Raw genomic sequence first — 15556 nt, 5'->3', positions numbered from 1 at the left:
CCCCTCGCCCGCGGATACGCTGGAGAGCATGCCCATCGGAGCCGTCACCCGCGGAACGACGGGCACGAACCGCCTCCGCCGGGTCGACCGCCGGCTCGCCGAGCTGCCCGTCCTGCGCAGCACCGCCTCCCCGCTCGTCGTCGATCTCGGCTTCGGGGCGAGCGCGGTCACCACGCTCGAGCTGCACCGCCGGCTCGTCCGGGCCGCGCCCGACGTCGAGGTGCTCGGCCTCGAGATCGAGCCCGCACGGGTCGACACCGCTCGGCGCCAGCTCGCCCGGGTGAGGGAGGGCGGCACGCCGTTCCCCGCGGACGCGCGCGTGCGCTTCGAGCGCGGCGGCTTCGAGGTTCCCCTGCCCGCGGGGCGGCGGGCGGGCGTCATCCGCGCCTTCAACGTGCTCCGCCAGTACGACGAGGACGCGGTGGAGGGAGCCTGGGCGACGATGACGGACCGCCTGCAGCCCGACGGCGTCCTGGTCGAGGGAACCTGCGACGAGATCGGCCGCATCTGCACCTGGATCGAGGTCGGCCGGGAGGGCCCGCGCTCGCTGACCCTCTCGCTCCGGCTCGCGGCGATCCCCTCGCCGATGACGGCGGCCGAGCGCCTGCCGAAGGCCCTCATCCACCGCAACGTGCCCGGCGAGGGCGTGCACGCCTTCCTCTCCGCCCTCGAGCGGGCGTGGACGCTGAACGCTCCTCTCGCCGTCTACGGTCCGGGTCAGCGCTGGATCGCGGCGGTCCGGGACCTCCGGCCGGAGTGGCCGGTCCTCGGCGGGCCGCGGCGCTGGCGCCTGGGCGAGGTGACGGTCGCGTGGGAGGCGGTCGCCCCCTCCTCCTGAGCGCCGGGCCTGAGCGCCGGGCCTGAGCACCGGACCTCCTGAGCCCTAGGCGAGCGGGGGCAGGGCGGCCCGAGCCTCGGCGGGAGCGGCGCCGGTCGCCGTGAGCAGGTCGACGACGAGCGGGCGGAGCAGGACGAGCACCGTCTTCTCGGCGAGGCGCGCCTCCGGGATCAGCCGCTGGGGGTCGAGCGTGGTCGCGAGCAGCACGAGGTCCTGACGCGCCAGGGCGAGCACCGACGGATCGGCGACCGCGCGGCCGAGCAGCGCGATGCCCGGGCCGAGGGCGGCGACCGCTCCGGCGAGCGCCGGCCGCGGGGCGCCGTCCCCGACGAGGAAGTCGGTGCGGCGCGCGACGATGCGCAGATTCCGGGTCGCGAGGTCCAGCGCGGACAGCATCACGGCCTGGCGGGAGAGCTCGCCGCGGTGCCGACGGACGAACGGCGAGATCCGGGCGACGCCGGTCGCGGAGTCGAGCGCCGCGGTCCAGCCGTCGATGACCGGCTGCGTCCCGCGGATCCGCTCGAGGGCTGCGGTGGACGCCGAGGAGTCGCCCCGGCGGAGCGCCTCGGCCAGCTCCTCCACGGTCCGGCTGAGCGCGGTGAGGAGCCGGTGCGCCTCGGCCCGCGCCGTGCGCAGCGGCGGGCGGGGCACGATCGCCGTGCAGAGCAGCGCCGCGAGCCCGCCGATCAGGCCGTCGACGCTCCGGGTGAAGACGCCTCCGTCCGGCGCAGGGAGGACCATCACCAGCATCGCCTGGGTCCCGGCGGCCACGGCGAACCCCGGCGAGGGCGAGAGGGCCCGGCCGAGCGTGAAGACGATCGCGAGGACGACGGCGAGCTGCCAGACGCCGCTCCCCCACAGCAGGAGCAGGACCTCGCTGGCCGTGATGCCGATGAGCATCCCCGTCGCTGTCTCGGCCACCTGCTTGGGGCGGGTGTCGCGCGCGATGCCGAGGCTCGAGATCGTGGCCGTCAGCGCCAGCACCGGCGAGGGGTGCCCGAGGAGGAAGTGCGCGACGGAGTAGGCGAGGATCGCCGCGAGCACGATCTGCAGCACGGCGGGGAGCGACGCCCCCGCGCGGGCGAGGGCGCGCGCGGGACTCAGCTCGGGGGTCCGGACGAGACCGCGCAGCCGCTCGGCCGCCCGGCCCCGCTCGGCGGGACGTGCGGCCACCACGGCGTGGCCTACCTGGTCGTCGCCCCGAGGCGGGGCAGGCGGGGCACTCCCGCCTCCGCTCCGGCTCCGGGCGGAACCACGACCTCCTGGGCCGCGGCCACGCGCGAGTCGCCGGCCAGCACGGTCAGCTCGAGATCCACCGGGACGCTCCGCTTGACGACCGCGAGAGCGACCGGTCCGTCCTCGTAGTGCCAGGCGCTGGAGGTGACCGTGCCGACCTCGACCGGCTCGCCGCCCTTGAGCGCCGTGATGACGTCGCCGTGGGCGGGGAGGACCGAGTCGGAGCCGTCGAGCTGCAGCAGGACCAGGCGCCGGGGCGGGTGGCCGAGATTGTGCACCTTCGCCACCGTCTCCTGGCCCCGGTAGCAGCCCTTGGCGAGGTGCACGCTCGAGCGGAGGAGGTCGAGCTCGTGCGGGATGGACCGCTCGTCGACCTCGGTCGCGTGGCGCGGGCGCCAGGCGGCGATGCGCAGGGCCTCGAGGGCGTCGACCCCGGCGAGGGCCACTCCCACCCCGACGGCCGTCTCCGCGAGGGCCTCGAGGGCCGCTCGCGGGACCAGGACCTCGCGGAGCTCCCAGGAGGCCCCGGGGTGCTCTGTGGTCAGCGCGTACTGCCAGCCGCCCGGCTGGACCTGCGACCACGGGTCGCTCCAGACGACGGGCTCCTCGGCCAGGGACAGGGCGAGCGTCAGGGCCGGCCCGTCGCCGAGGGCGGCGAGGGTCGCGAAGTCGTCGGTGCGGTCGGCGACCTCGACGCGGAGCATGAAGCGCATCCGGTCGAGCCAGGCGGCCAGGCCGGCCGTCTCGTCGCGGTCGAGCAGGAGCCAGGCGGTCTCGCCGTCGTCGACGAGGCGGATGACGTGCTCGATCCGGCCGGTCGGGTCGAGCAGGAGCGTCTCGGCGGACGCGCCAGGAGCGAGGCGCGAGACGGCCTGGCTGGTGAGCGAGTCGATCCAGGTGAGGCGGTCCGGCCCCGTGACGGTCACGACGCCGCGGCCGGAGAGGTCGACGAGCGCGGTGCCCGCGGCGAGAGCGCGCTGCTCGCGGAAGGGCTCGCCGTAGTGGGCGGCGACGCCGGGCTCGGCGGCGCTCGTCGTCGCGACGGCGCCCGGGGCGGCCAGGAGCGGGGAGGGCGCGTCAGTCGACACGGGCGAGCCGTCCGGAGGAGTGGGTCCGCAGGCCCTGGCCGAGCGCGGCGATGTCCCACGCCCAGAGCAGGTGGTCGTCGACCAGGCCGTAGAGGCGCGTGGCGGCGGCGTAGTCCTTCGCCGCGGCGGTGCGCATCACCGCGTCGGTCGCGAGGTCGATCCGAGGCCCCTTGACCTGACCGAGGTAGAGCTCGCTGACCCCGTCCGGGTGCACGAGCGAGACCTCGATGTCGAACCCGCCGGCGGCGTTGCGCAGCGTCTCGACGGACTCGGCGTCGGGGAAGGCAGGTGCGCCGCGGCCGGGCAGCATTCCCGGGCCGGCGTCGGAGTCGGTCAGCGCGCGGCTGAGGCGCCAGTAGCCCGTCTCGGTGACCAGGGGCCGGGGCGCCTCCTCGGCGCCCTCCTCGATCAGCCACGTGTAGGAGTTGTAGTTGAGGTACGGGAGGCCGTCGTAGCTGAAGCTGATGCGATGGCCGAACTCGGCCTGGACGGAGTCGTCGCCGATCGTATAGTCGATGACGCCCGAGCCCTCCCAGACGCCGAGCAGCCAGGACAGGGGGACGAGCTCGGGCGGCAGGCCCGACGGAAGCGAGATCACTCGGGCTCCGGCGGCGGCTAGCGCTGGCCGCGGTAGAGCTTGTAGACGACCACGCCGGAGACCCACGCGATGGCGAGGGAGGCGAGCCCGAGCAGACCGAGGTAGAAGAGTTCCAGGGCGAGAAGCATGCGCTCATCCTACCCGCCGCCTCCGACGCAGGGGCGGGGCGGACGCGGCCGCTCAGGCGGTGCGGATCCGGGCGCTCGGGACGGGAGGGCGCGACCGCTCAGGCGGGGAGGAGGAGGGCGATCCCGCTCGCGACCGCGACCACGGCCATCGCCCCGACGATGCTCGTCATCGCGCGGAGGAGGTACCCCTCGGCGCGGGCCACGGCGAGCTGCACCGCGAAGGTCGCGAGCACGCATCCGCCGAACGTCAGCGCGAGCCAGAGCTGCCGGGACTCCGGAGCGGCGATCGCCAGAGTCAGCACGGAGCCCGCGAGTGCGAGCGCCCAGACGACTCCGATGCCCACCCGATCCCTGCCCATCCGACAATTGTGCCCCAGGCGGACGCCCCTCCCGGCCCGCCGCTAGTATTGCGGGCAGACCAGTTCTGGAGGATCCGTGGCGCAGTTGTTGATACTGACCTCGGCGGGAGGCGCCGAGGTGCTCCCCGCACTGGGGCTCCTCAGCCACCGGACCCGGCAGATCCCCGCGGAGCCCGCCCAGCTCGTGAACGCCCCGAGCTGCGATCTGATCCTGGTCGATGCGCGGCAGGACCTCGCCAGCGCCAAGTCGCTCTGCAAGATACTCACGACCACGGGCATCAACGTCCCCCTCATCCTGATCCTCACGGAGGGCGGGCTCACGGCCGTCTCGGCCGACTGGGGCGTCAACGACGTCATCCTCGACTCGGCCGGCCCCGCCGAGGTCGACGCCCGCATCCGCCTGGTGATCGGCCGGCTGGCGCAGGAGCAGTCGACCTCGCGCATCCAGGCCTCGGGCGTCGTGATCGACGAGGCCAGCTACTCCGCCAAGGTGCACGGGCGCCCGCTCGACCTCACCTTCAAGGAGTTCGAGCTCCTCCGCTTCTTCGCCACGCACCCCTCGCGCGTCTTCACCCGCGAGCAGCTGCTGAGCGAGGTGTGGGGGTACGACTACTTCGGCGGCACCCGCACGGTCGACGTGCACGTGCGGCGCCTCCGCGCGAAGCTCGGCGACCTGGAGTCGCTGATCGGCACGGTCCGCAACGTCGGATACCGCTTCAACGTGTACGAAGAGGACAATGAGCGAGTCGCTCAACCTGTCCGTTGAGGATCTGGCCGATCCCGCGGTGGCGGCCGGCCTCGAGCACCTGATCGGGCGCGCCGCCTGGTTCGACCACCAGCCCCCCTTCAGCGACCAGACGCTCGTCGACGCCCGGGCCGGCTCGCGCACCCTCCTCGTGGGGCTGCGCGCCGACGTGGTCGTGGCGGCGGCGATCCTCGGGCAGGGCGAGCTGGAGTTCGTCGTCGATCCGGAGTGGCGCGGGGTCGGCTTCGGCACCGCGACCCTGGAGCAGGTCCTCGCGAGCGGCCGGACGGGCCTGCTCGCCTGGGCGCACGGCGACCACCCCGCCGCCCGGGCCCTCGCGACCTCCCACGGCTTCGCACCGGTTCGCACCCTCCTGCACCTCGAGCTCGAGCCGCTCGCCGCCCCCGAGGTCCGCGTCCCCGAGGGCGTCGTCCTCTCGGACGCCCGCGACCTCGCTCCGGCCGAGTGGATCGCCCTGAACGCGCGGATCTTCGCCGCGCACCCCGAGCAGGGGCGGATGACGGAGGAGGACCTGGCGGCCCGCCGCGCCGAGCCGTGGTTCGACGAGGGCGACTTCCTCCTGCTCCGCGACGTCGACGGCACGCTCCTCGGCTACGACTGGCTCAAGATCGAGCCCGGATCGACGACCGGCGAGATCTACGTCCTCGGGGTCGCCCCCGAGGCGGCCGGACGGGGACTCGGCCGCACCCTGCTGAACGCCGGGCTCGCGCGGATGCTCGAGCGCGGCTGCACCGCGGCCGACCTCTACGTCGAGGCCGAGAACCGGTCGGCGGTGGCGCTCTACCGCTCGCTCGGGTTCACGGACGCCTCCGTCGACGTGCAGTACCTGCAGCGCGCCGCGCCGCTGCGCTGAGCCGGCACTCCTCCACAGGGCCTCCCCCGGCCCCGTTCATCCGGCATTCACGAGCGGCGGCGCGGAGCGGACGGACGCGGTGCCAGGATGGTCGCATGGACGGCGACAACCTGCTTCTCGAAGACGGTCTCAGCGATGACCTCGACGATGACTTCGACGACGAGGAGGAGCACTCGGACCCGCTCCTCCCCGACAACCGCTACCTCGACCGGGAGCTGAGCTGGCTCGCGTTCAACCAGCGCGTGCTCGAGCTCGCGGAGGATCCGCTGGTTCCGGCGCTCGAGCGGGCGAACTTCCTGGCGATCTTCTCGTCCAACCTCGACGAGTTCTTCATGGTCCGGGTCGCCGGCCTCAAGCGCCGCATCCTCACGGGGCTCGCCCTGCCGACGAACATCGGCCGCGTGCCGGTCGACGTGCTGACCGACATCTCGGAGAAGGCGCACCTGCTGCAGCAGCGCCACTCCCGAGCGTTCAAGGAGCTCGTCGAGCCCGCCCTGCGCGACGGCGGCATCGACCTCGTCCGCTGGGACGAGCTGAGCGACGCCGAGCGCACCGTGCTGGACGACTACTTCTCGGCCCAGGTGTTCCCGGTGCTGATGCCGCTCGCGGTCGACCCGGCGCACCCGTTCCCCTACATCTCCGGCCTCTCGCTCAACCTCTCGGTGCGGGTGCGGAACCCGAAGACGCAGAAGGTCGAGTTCGCGCGCCTCAAGGTGCCGCAGATGCTCCCCCGCTTCGTGCGGATCGCCGGAGTCGCGGCGCCGGGCGAGCCGATGCGGTTCATCTCGCTCGAGGACCTGATCGCCAACCAGCTGGACGACCTGTTCCCCGGCATGGAGATCCTCGACCACCACGTGTTCCGGGTGACGCGCAACGAGGACGTCGAGGTCGACGAGGACGAGACCGAGAACCTGATCAAGGCCCTCGAGAAGGAGCTGCTGCGCCGCCGGTTCGGCCCGCCCATCCGCCTCGAGGTCACCGACGACATGGACGACGAGACGCTGGGCCTGCTGGTCCGCGAGCTCGACATCACGACGCAGGAGGTCTACAAGCTCCCGGCCCCGCTCGACCTCAGCGGGCTCTTCAGCCTGCAGAAGATCGACCGCCCGGACCTGAAGTACCCCAATCACGTCCCGACGACGGCGGTGCAGCTCTCGCCCAGCGAGCCCAACCAGCGGCAGGACGTCTTCAAGGCTGTCTCCCGCGGCGACGTGCTCCTGCACCACCCCTACGAGTCCTTCGCGACGAGCGTGCAGTCGTTCCTCGAGCAGGCGGCGGCCGATCCGGACGTGCTCGCGATCAAGCAGACGCTCTACCGCACCTCGGGCGACTCCCCCATCGTCGAGGCGCTCATCGACGCGGCCGAGTCGGGCAAGCAGGTGCTCGCCCTGGTCGAGATCAAGGCGCGCTTCGACGAGCAGGCGAACATCTCGTGGGCGCGCAAGCTCGAGAAGGCGGGCGTGCACGTGGTCTACGGGCTCGTCGGGCTGAAGACCCACTGCAAGCTCGCGCTCGTCATCCGCCAGGAGAAGGGCGGAGTGCTCCGCCACTACTCCCACATCGGCACCGGCAACTACAACCCGAAGACCTCGCGCATCTACGAGGACCTCGGACTCCTGACGGCCGACCCCGAGGTCGGCAAGGACCTCACGCGTCTGTTCAACGAGCTCTCGGGCTACGCGATCGAGAAGAAGTTCAAGCGCCTGCTCGTCGCGCCGCGCCACCTCCGGAAGGGCCTGCTCAAGCGGATCGCCGCCGAGACCGAGAACGCCCGCGCGGGGCGCCCCTCGGGCATCCGGATCAAGGTCAACTCGATCGTCGACGAGTCCGTGATCGACGCGCTCTACCGCGCCAGCCAGGCCGGCGTGCCGGTCGACGTGTGGGTGCGCGGCATCTGCGGGCTGAAGCCCGGCCAGGAGGGGCTCTCCGAGACCATCCGCGTGCGCTCGATCCTCGGCCGCTACCTCGAGCACTCCCGCATCTTCAGCTTCGTCAACGGCGGCGAGCCGGACGTCTTCATCGGCAGCGCCGACATGATGCACCGCAACCTCGACCGCCGCGTCGAGGCTCTGGTGCGGATCGTCGAGCCGGCGCACCTCAGCGAGATCGACGACATGTTCGAGCGGGCGATGGACGAGCGGACCGCCTCCTGGTGGCTCGGCCCGGACGGTGACTGGACGCGGCACCACCTCGACGAGGAGGGCGCTCCGCTCGCCGACCTGCAGAACCAGCTGATGCAGCACATCACCCATCGCAAGCGCGCGGCGACACGGTCCGCCAACCGGGCCTCCAGCCGCTGACGCCCGTGACGGGCACCGTCTACGCAGCAGGAGCGGTGTGCTGGCGGATCATCGAGGGCCGCCCGCACATCCTCGTGATCCACCGGCCGCACCGCCGGGACGTCAGCCTGCCCAAGGGCAAGGTCGACGCGGGCGAGTCCCTCCCGGAGACCGCGGTCCGCGAGATCCGCGAGGAGACCGGGCTCTCGGTGGCGCTCGGGGTGCCGCTGGGGTGCACCGAGTACACGCTGCCGAGCGGGCGCCCGAAGGCCGTCTACTACTGGGCGGCGCAGGTGACCGAGAAGGCCGTCCTGGCGTCCGACTTCCTCCCGAACGACGAGGTCGAGGCGCTCGAGTGGGTGACGCTCAAGCGGGCCCGGAGCTACCTGACCTATCCGCATGACGTGACGATCGTCGACGAGTTCGCCCGGATAGCCGCACGCGGTGCGCTCGAGACCTTCGCGATCGTGGTCCTGCGGCACGCGAAGGCGGTGCCAGCCTCCTCCTGGGACGGCCGCGACTCCACCCGCCGCCTCACCGGGCGCGGCCGGATCGAGGCCGCGGCCGCCGCTCAGGCCGTGGCCGCCTGGCGCCCGCGCCGCCTCGTCTCGAGCACCGCCAAGCGCTGCCGGTCGACCATCGCCCCGCTGTCCGGTCTGGTCAGGAAGCCGGTCAAGCTGCGCGACGACCTCAGCCAGGAGGCGCACGAGCAGGGCACCGCCGACGTCCGCGCCCTGGTCGGCAAGCGGGTCCGCGCCCGCCGCACCGCCGTCCTCTGCAGTCACCGGCCGGTGATCCCCGAGATCCTGCGGGAGATCGCCCTCGCCACGGCGACTCCTCTCGGCGCCTACCTCGACGAGGCGGCAGCGCTCCCGACCGGGGGCTTCGCCGTGGTGCACCTCTCCACAGGCCACCCCGGCTCCGGCATCGTCGCGATCGAGACGCACACGCCGCTGGCCTGACCCGCCCGGGCCGCGCTGAGCGACCGGCTCGACGGATCCCTCCGGACCGGGCCGGTCGCGCAGCCGGGACGCGCCCGACGCACCGCGCCTTCCCCGCCGCCCCGCAATCCCCGGGGCGGACCCGTTCACCGCGCGTTCACCGAGCGGTCGGTGCCAGGACACGACCCCTCCGTACTCTCGCTCGCGGGCTGCACCAGGCCCTGTTCTGTTTTCCACGCTTTCCTACCCGAAAGGGATACTTGTGAGATTCTCGCGTCTCGGCCAGGCGGCCGTCGTCGCCGCCGTCGCAGCGATCACGCTGACCTCCTGCGCTGCCAACGAGGCACCGGCCGCAGGCGGCAGCTCCGGCTCCGCCACCACCTCCACGCTCTCCGGCACCATCACCGGGATCGGCTCGTCCGCTCAGGGCACCGCGCAGACCACCTGGGCCGCCGCGTTCCAGACCGCGAACCCCGAGGTCACGGTCAATTACGACCCGCAGGGCTCCGGCGCCGGCCGCACCAACTTCATCGACGGCGCCGCCGACTACGCCGGCTCCGACTCCGCGCTCAAGGACGAGGAGCTCGCGGGCACCTTCGCCGCCTGCGCCCCCGACACCAAGGCGATCGACCTCCCGGTCTACATCTCGCCGATCGCGGTCATCTTCAACGTGGAGGGCGTCGACGAGCTCAAGCTCGACGCGGCCACCATCGCGGGCATCTTCAAGGGCACCATCACCTCCTGGGACGCCCCGGAGATCAAGGCCCTGAACCCCGACGCGACCCTCCCGTCGGCGAACATCACCTCCGTGCACCGCTCGGACGACTCGGGCACCACGCAGAACTTCACCGACTACCTCGCGGCCACCGCGAGCGACGTCTGGGACGCTCCTGCCGCGCAGACCTTCCCGTACCAGAGCGGTGACGGCGCCAAGGGCACCTCGGGTGTCGTCGACGCGGTCAAGAACGGCACCAACACGATCGGCTACGCCGACGAGTCCGGCGCCCAGGGCATGGACATGGCCCAGCTGAAGGTCGGCGACGCGTTCTCGACCATCTCGGCCGACGGAGCCGCGGCGGTCGTCGCCGCCTCGCCCATCGCCGAGGGCCGCGAGGACAACGACCTCGCGATCAAGATCGACCGCACCGGCACCGAGGCGGACGCCTGGCCGATGGTCCTGGTCAGCTACCTCATCGTGTGCCAGGAGTACGCGGACGCCGACAAGGGCGAGGTCGTCAAGTCCTTCGCCTCCTACGTCGCGAGCGAGGAGGGCCAGGAGGCCGCCGCCGCTCAGGCCGGCTCCGCTCCCCTGAGCTCCGAGCTCGCCTCGACCGTCGCCACCGCGATCGAGTCGATCAAGTAGTCCCACCGGCAGGGCCCGTCTCGCAGCACGATCCGCGGGACGGGCCCCGCCTGTGCCGGGCTCGACCCACCGGACGCCCCCTCCGAGCCCTAGCATCTCCCTGTGCGCCCCGCCGAACCCCCTCGTCTGAAGAGAGTCCCCTGGAATGGCAACTGAGACCGTCGTCCGCCCGAAGGCGAAGGTGCGTGTCGGAGATCGGGTCTTCTCGATCTCGACCGTCGCCGCCGGTTCCCTCATCCTCCTCGTCCTCGCCGCCGTCGCGATCTTCCTCATCGCGCAGTCGATCCCCGCGTTCACCGCGCCGGCCGGCAGCCTCCCCGGCGACGCGACGAGCTTCTGGGCCTACGTCGGCCCCCTGGTCTTCGGCACGGTCTGGTCGGCGGTGATCGCCCTGGTGATCGCCCTGCCGCTCTCGATCGCGATCGCCCTCTTCATCTCGCACTACGCGCCGCGCCGCATCGCGATGGCCCTCGGCTACGTGGTCGACCTCCTCGCCGCCGTCCCCTCGGTGGTCTTCGGCCTCTGGGGCGCGACCGTGCTGGCGCCGATGGTGCAGCCCTTCTACCTCTTCCTCAACGTGAACATCGGCTGGTTCCCGCTCTTCGGCGGCCAGGCGTCGGGCACCGGCAAGACGATCCTCACCGCCTCGGTGGTGCTGGCCGTCATGGTCATCCCGATCATCACCGCGGTCTGCCGCGAGATCTTCCTCCAGGCCCCGCGCCTGCACGAGGAGGCGGCGCTCGCGCTCGGCGCGACCCGCTGGGAGATGATCCGCATGGCCGTCCTGCCCTTCGGCGCTCCGGGCATCGTCTCGGCCGCCATGCTCGGCCTCGGCCGGGCCCTCGGCGAGACGCTCGCCGTCGCGATGGTGCTCTCGCCCGCGACGGTCGTCTCCTTCCTCCTGCTCACCTCGCAGAACTCGAACACCATCGCCGCGAACATCGCGCTGCAGTTCCCGGAGGCGAGCGGGGTCGGCGTGAACGTCCTCGTCGCCTCGGGCCTCATCCTCTTCGTCATCACCCTCGTCGTGAACTCGGTCGCGCGGTTCATCGTCAACCGCCGCAAGGCCTTCTCGGGAGCCAACTGATGTCCGCCGCCACCTCGTCGATGCCCTTCTCGCTGCAGGCGGGCAAGCTGCCCAAGGGCACCCCCTGGATGCTGCTCGTCGGCAGCTGGGTCGTGTTCGCCGCCGTCTTCCTGATCCTCCAGGCGGCCGGCATGATGAACGACTTCAGCCTCGTCGGCGCGATCTTCTGGGGCACCGTCCTCTTCGACGTCGCCATCTACGTGGTCTCGCGCCTGGTCGAGGGCGGCCGCAAGGCTGTCGACCGCCTCGTGACCTCGCTGGTCGCGACCGCGTTCATCATCGCGCTGCTCCCGCTGATCTCCCTGCTCTACACGGTCGTCTCCAACGGAGTCGCGCGGTTCGATCCGCTCTTCTTCTCCTCGTCGATGCGCAACGTCATCGACGCGGGCGGCGGCGCCCTCCACGCGATCATCGGCACGCTCGAGATCACGGCCATGGCCGCGCTGATCTCGGTGCCGATCGGCCTGCTCACCTCGATCTACCTCGTCGAGTACGGCCGCGGCCACCTCGCCCGGGCGATCACCTTCTTCGTCGACGTGATGACGGGCATCCCCTCCATCGTCGCGGGCCTGTTCGCGTACGCGCTCTTCGCGCTGCTCCTCGGCCCCGGCGTCCGGATGGGCTTCGCCGGCTCGATCGCCCTCGCCGTGCTGATGATCCCCGTGGTCGTCCGCTCGTCGGAGGAGATGCTGAAGCTGGTCCCGAACGAGCTGCGCGAGGCGTCCTACGCCCTCGGCGTGCCGAAGTGGCTGACCATCGTCAAGATCGTGCTGCCGACCTCCATCGCCGGCATCACGACGGGCATCACCCTCGCGATCGCCCGCGTCATCGGCGAGACCGCCCCGCTGCTCATCGTCGCCGGCTTCACCGCGTCGATGAACTACGACCTCTTCAGCGAGCGGATGATGACCCTCCCGGTCTTCGTCTACACGCAGTACGCGAACCAGGGCCCCGACGCCGAGGCGTTCCTCAACCGGGCCTGGACCGGCGCGCTGGCCCTCATCCTGATCGTCATGGCGCTGAACCTGGTCGCCCGCCTGATCGCGAAGATCTTCGCCCCCAAGCTCGGCCGCTGACACCCACCACTCGGCTCCGGCCGGAATCCCCGAAGGAAGCAATGTCCAAGCGCATCGAGGTCAACGACCTCAACGTCTACTACAGCCAGTTCCTCGCGGTGGAGGGCGTCTCGCTCGCCATCGAGCCGCGCACGGTCACCGCCTTCATCGGCCCGTCCGGCTGCGGCAAGTCGACCTTCCTCCGCACGCTCAACCGCATGCACGAGGTCATCCCCGGCGCGCACGTCGAGGGCGAGGTCCTGATCGACGGCAACAACCTGTACGGCCCGGGCGTCGACCCGGTGCAGGTCCGCCGGCAGGTGGGCATGGTCTTCCAGCGCCCCAACCCGTTCCCGACGATGTCCATCCGGGACAACGTGCTGGCCGGCGTGAAGCTCAACAACCGCCGCATCTCGAAGTCGGACGCGGACGCGCTCGTCGAGCGCTCGCTCCAGGGCGCGAACCTCTGGAACGAGGTGAAGGACCGCCTCGACAAGCCGGGCTCCGGTCTCTCCGGCGGCCAGCAGCAGCGTCTGTGCATCGCCCGCGCGATCGCCGTCTCCCCCGACGTCCTCCTGATGGACGAGCCCTGCTCCGCCCTCGACCCGATCTCGACCCTCGCGATCGAGGACCTCATCGAGGAGCTCAAGAACGACTACACGATCGTCATCGTGACCCACAACATGCAGCAGGCCTCGCGCGTCTCGGACCGCACCGCGTTCTTCAACATCGCGGGCACCGGCAAGCCGGGCAAGCTCATCGAGTACGACGACACCGCGACGATGTTCTCGCGGCCGTCCGTCCAGGCGACCGAGGACTACGTCTCGGGCCGCTTCGGCTGATCCGCCGCAGACGAGAGCGAGCCGCGTCCCTCCGGGGTCGCGGCTCGCTCTCGTTCCACCGCGTTCCCTCCGGGAACGAGAAGAGCCGCACTCCGTCATGGGAGTGCGGCTCTTCTCGTGTTCGGGCCGTCAGGCGATGTCGATCGCCAGTATCGGATCGGTGGTCGGAGTCGGCGAGCCGCCGGCGTCCTCGACCGTCACGGCGACGACTCCGCCCTCGGTCAGGCTCCCCTCGAGCGGGGCCACGGTGCTGCCCTCTCCCCCGTCGAACGTCCCTGCGGCGACCGGACCGGATGAGCCGATGTACCAGAGCTCGTAGGTCTTGTCCTCCGGCAGCGGCGCCAGGTCGTCCACCACGAGGGCGGAGCGGCCGAGCGAGCTCGACCAGACCAGCGTCGCCTGCTCGCCGGTGGCGACCGTGCCGGTCGTCTCCTGCGCGTCGGGGGCGCTGCGGATCTGCTCCAGAGCCGTCTGCTGCTGCGTCTGGCCGGGGCCGGACGAGAGCAGCGGCGGAAGGGTCACTCCGCCGACCACGATCACCGCGGCGGCCGCGGCCGCCGAGAGGTAGACCGCGGGGCGGGCGAACCAGCGGCTCCGGGCGCGGTTCGCGGCGCTGCCGCCACCGTCCCGGCGAGCCGTAGGGCCGCTCCGCTCGCCCTCGGAGGCGACGGGGACCAGACGGGGCGCGGCGGGCGCCTCGTGGTCCTCGTCGGGCTCCTCCAGCGGCAGCTGCGGAGTGGTGGCGATGAGCGCCATCAGGTCGGCCTTGAAGCCCGGCGAGGGCTCCACGGCGGGTGCGTCGGCGACCAGCGCCTCCGCCACCTCGGCGAACGCGTCGGCCTCGCCGCGCGCCTCCGGGTGCTCGGAGAGGAAGCGCTCGTAGCGCTCCTGCTCCTCGGGCGTCAGGATGCCCAGTGCGTGACCCGCCGCGAGATCGCGCGGGTCGTCCATCCCGTCGGGGAGTCGCACATCGTTCACAGGGCCACCCCCATCTCTTCTCGAAGTCTGATCATTCCGTCACGCAGGCGTGTCTTGACGGTTCCCACGGGGCACTGCAGGATCCCCGCGATCTCGCTGTGCGAGTATCCGCCGTAGTAAGCGAGCTGCAGCGCCTGCCGCTGCAGTTCCGTCAGGCGGCCCATGGCGGCCGCGACCTTCTCGTGCTCGAGGGACACCTCCGCCTGCTCGGAGACCTGGTCGTAGTCGCGTCCGAGGTCTCGGATTCCGATGCGCATGTCCCGATCACGGCCGGCTTGAGCCGCGCGGACCCTGTCGATGGCCCTGCGGTGTGCCATCGTGAGGATCCAGGTCGTCGCGCTTCCTTTATTCGGAGCGAAACGCCCAGCGGTTTGCCAGATCTCGAGGAAGACCTCCTGGGCCACCTCCTCGGACTGGGAGCGGTCGACGAGGACGCGGATGATCAGGCCGAGGACCCTGCCGGCCATCTGGTCGTAGAGCGCGGCGAATGCGGCCTGCTCTCCCCCGGCGATGCGCTCGAGGAGGACAGCCGCCTCCGCAGTGGTGTCGTCCGTCATCAGCCCCGCCTCGCCCGCGCCCGGGCTGAAAGATTCCGCGTCATCCAGAAGGCTGTCACGGCCAGGCCTGCAACGACGACCGACACCTCGATCGGATGCGTCACGAATCGGACATCCAGCGCCAACGTGCCGATCGGCACGAGCGCGGGGTCGCCCAGCCGGGGGGCCAGCCAGAGCGAGATCACGGCCACCGCCGCAGCGGTGATGCCCGGATAGCTGCGCGGGCGGATGAGGACCCAGAGCCCGGCGAGCACGTCGAGGACCGCGAGGACGCGCATCACCGTGCCCTGCGAGAGCGAGACCCCCGCGGCGAACTGGGCGCCCTCCGCGTCGTCGACGCTCGGGGCGGCGAGGAGGTAGAGGGCGGCGACGACCAGCAGCCCCGCCCCCGCCCAGACGCGCGCGCCGATCCGGAGAGCTCTGCTGTTCTTCATTCCGCTGGCGCCTGTCTGTGGGGACTCGGGCGAGGATCGACTCCTCCTGGGCCCTCGCCTCGCGCACCGTGGCGGCGATGCGAGCAGAGAAGGGGCCGGACCGCAGGAACGCCTCTCGGCGCGAGGCCGCTCGAAGCGGCTATAAGTGGAGCCC

At 71.8% G+C, this 15556-nt stretch carries 16 protein-coding genes; 9 read left to right on the top strand and 7 right to left on the bottom strand.

Annotated features, from left to right (window positions below):
* The first annotated feature begins 28 nt into the window (after positions 1-28).
* Entirely contained in the window at positions 29-838 is an 810-nt protein-coding gene (locus GTU71_RS00945) for a class I SAM-dependent methyltransferase (RefSeq protein WP_104328760.1), read from the top strand.
* A 45-nt stretch (positions 839-883) separates the two neighbouring features.
* On the opposite strand, the gene GTU71_RS00940 is transcribed toward GTU71_RS00945, so the two are convergent.
* From GTU71_RS00940 to GTU71_RS00925, 4 genes are all read right to left on the bottom strand, one after another.
* Positions 884-2014 (bottom strand): FUSC family protein, encoded by a 1131-nt coding sequence (locus GTU71_RS00940; RefSeq protein ID WP_159939109.1) that lies wholly within the window; start codon positions 2012-2014, stop codon positions 884-886.
* 8 nt (positions 2015-2022) lie between these two features.
* Positions 2023-3135: a folate-binding protein gene (locus GTU71_RS00935; protein ID WP_244230705.1), complete on the bottom strand. Its 1113-nt coding sequence runs from the start codon at positions 3133-3135 to the stop codon at positions 2023-2025.
* A gap of 16 nt (positions 3136-3151) precedes the next feature.
* On the bottom strand, positions 3152-3760 hold the full coding sequence (locus tag GTU71_RS00930) for an FABP family protein (protein ID WP_104224698.1): 609 nt from the start codon (positions 3758-3760) through the stop codon (positions 3152-3154).
* Between the two features lie 226 nt (positions 3761-3986).
* Positions 3987-4247, bottom strand: coding sequence for a hypothetical protein (locus GTU71_RS00925; RefSeq protein ID WP_146076503.1), 261 nt, complete (start codon positions 4245-4247; stop codon positions 3987-3989).
* A 76-nt stretch (positions 4248-4323) separates the two neighbouring features.
* Between GTU71_RS00925 and GTU71_RS00920 the strand changes: the two genes are divergently transcribed.
* The 8 genes from GTU71_RS00920 to pstB all read left to right on the top strand — a co-directional run bounded on the left by GTU71_RS00920 (position 4324) and on the right by pstB (position 13433).
* Positions 4324-5013 carry a response regulator transcription factor gene (locus GTU71_RS00920; protein ID WP_104224700.1) on the top strand — a complete coding sequence of 230 codons (690 nt, stop codon included), beginning with the start codon at positions 4324-4326 and terminating at the stop codon, positions 5011-5013.
* Positions 4985-5866, top strand: coding sequence for a mycothiol synthase (gene mshD / locus GTU71_RS00915; RefSeq protein ID WP_159939107.1), 882 nt, complete (start codon positions 4985-4987; stop codon positions 5864-5866). Before GTU71_RS00920 ends, mshD begins: the two co-directional genes overlap by 29 nt.
* Positions 5867-5961: 95 nt before the next feature.
* Entirely contained in the window at positions 5962-8166 is a 2205-nt protein-coding gene (locus tag GTU71_RS00910) for an RNA degradosome polyphosphate kinase (RefSeq protein ID WP_104224702.1), read from the top strand.
* A 5-nt stretch (positions 8167-8171) separates the two neighbouring features.
* The gene (locus tag GTU71_RS00905; RefSeq protein ID WP_159939106.1) at positions 8172-9107 is read left to right on the top strand and encodes an NUDIX domain-containing protein; all 936 of its coding nucleotides are present in this window, start codon (positions 8172-8174) and stop codon (positions 9105-9107) included.
* A gap of 241 nt (positions 9108-9348) precedes the next feature.
* Positions 9349-10449: a phosphate ABC transporter substrate-binding protein PstS gene (pstS, locus tag GTU71_RS00900; protein WP_104233897.1), complete on the top strand. Its 1101-nt coding sequence runs from the start codon at positions 9349-9351 to the stop codon at positions 10447-10449.
* Between the two features lie 145 nt (positions 10450-10594).
* On the top strand, positions 10595-11536 hold the full coding sequence (pstC, locus tag GTU71_RS00895) for a phosphate ABC transporter permease subunit PstC (protein WP_104227270.1): 942 nt from the start codon (positions 10595-10597) through the stop codon (positions 11534-11536).
* Complete coding sequence (gene pstA, locus GTU71_RS00890; protein WP_104224706.1) at positions 11536-12612, top strand: phosphate ABC transporter permease PstA; 1077 nt, start codon at positions 11536-11538, stop codon at positions 12610-12612. The genes pstC and pstA overlap by 1 nt, the downstream gene beginning before the upstream one ends.
* A 41-nt stretch (positions 12613-12653) precedes the next feature.
* Positions 12654-13433, top strand: a complete 780-nt coding sequence (gene pstB / locus GTU71_RS00885) for a phosphate ABC transporter ATP-binding protein PstB (RefSeq protein WP_104224707.1) — start codon at positions 12654-12656, stop codon at positions 13431-13433.
* A 129-nt stretch (positions 13434-13562) separates the two neighbouring features.
* On the opposite strand, the gene GTU71_RS00880 is transcribed toward pstB, so the two are convergent.
* Genes GTU71_RS00880 through GTU71_RS00870 form a run of 3 tightly spaced genes read right to left on the bottom strand, consistent with a single transcriptional unit; the run spans position 13563 to position 15402 of the window.
* Positions 13563-14411: an anti-sigma factor gene (locus tag GTU71_RS00880; protein ID WP_146076502.1), complete on the bottom strand. Its 849-nt coding sequence runs from the start codon at positions 14409-14411 to the stop codon at positions 13563-13565.
* The gene (gene sigK / locus GTU71_RS00875; protein WP_104224709.1) at positions 14408-14968 is read right to left on the bottom strand and encodes an ECF RNA polymerase sigma factor SigK; all 561 of its coding nucleotides are present in this window, start codon (positions 14966-14968) and stop codon (positions 14408-14410) included. Before sigK ends, GTU71_RS00880 begins: the two co-directional genes overlap by 4 nt.
* A complete protein-coding gene (locus GTU71_RS00870) occupies positions 14968-15402 on the bottom strand; it encodes a hypothetical protein (protein ID WP_104224710.1) in 435 nt (144 codons plus the stop codon). Before GTU71_RS00870 ends, sigK begins: the two co-directional genes overlap by 1 nt.
* Positions 15403-15556: the final 154 nt, after the last annotated feature.

It is taken from the genome of Rathayibacter sp. VKM Ac-2762 (assembly GCF_009866585.1).
Taxonomy (GTDB): Bacteria; Actinomycetota; Actinomycetes; order Actinomycetales; family Microbacteriaceae; genus Rathayibacter.
This window is presented reverse-complemented; position numbering and strand designations above follow the sequence as displayed.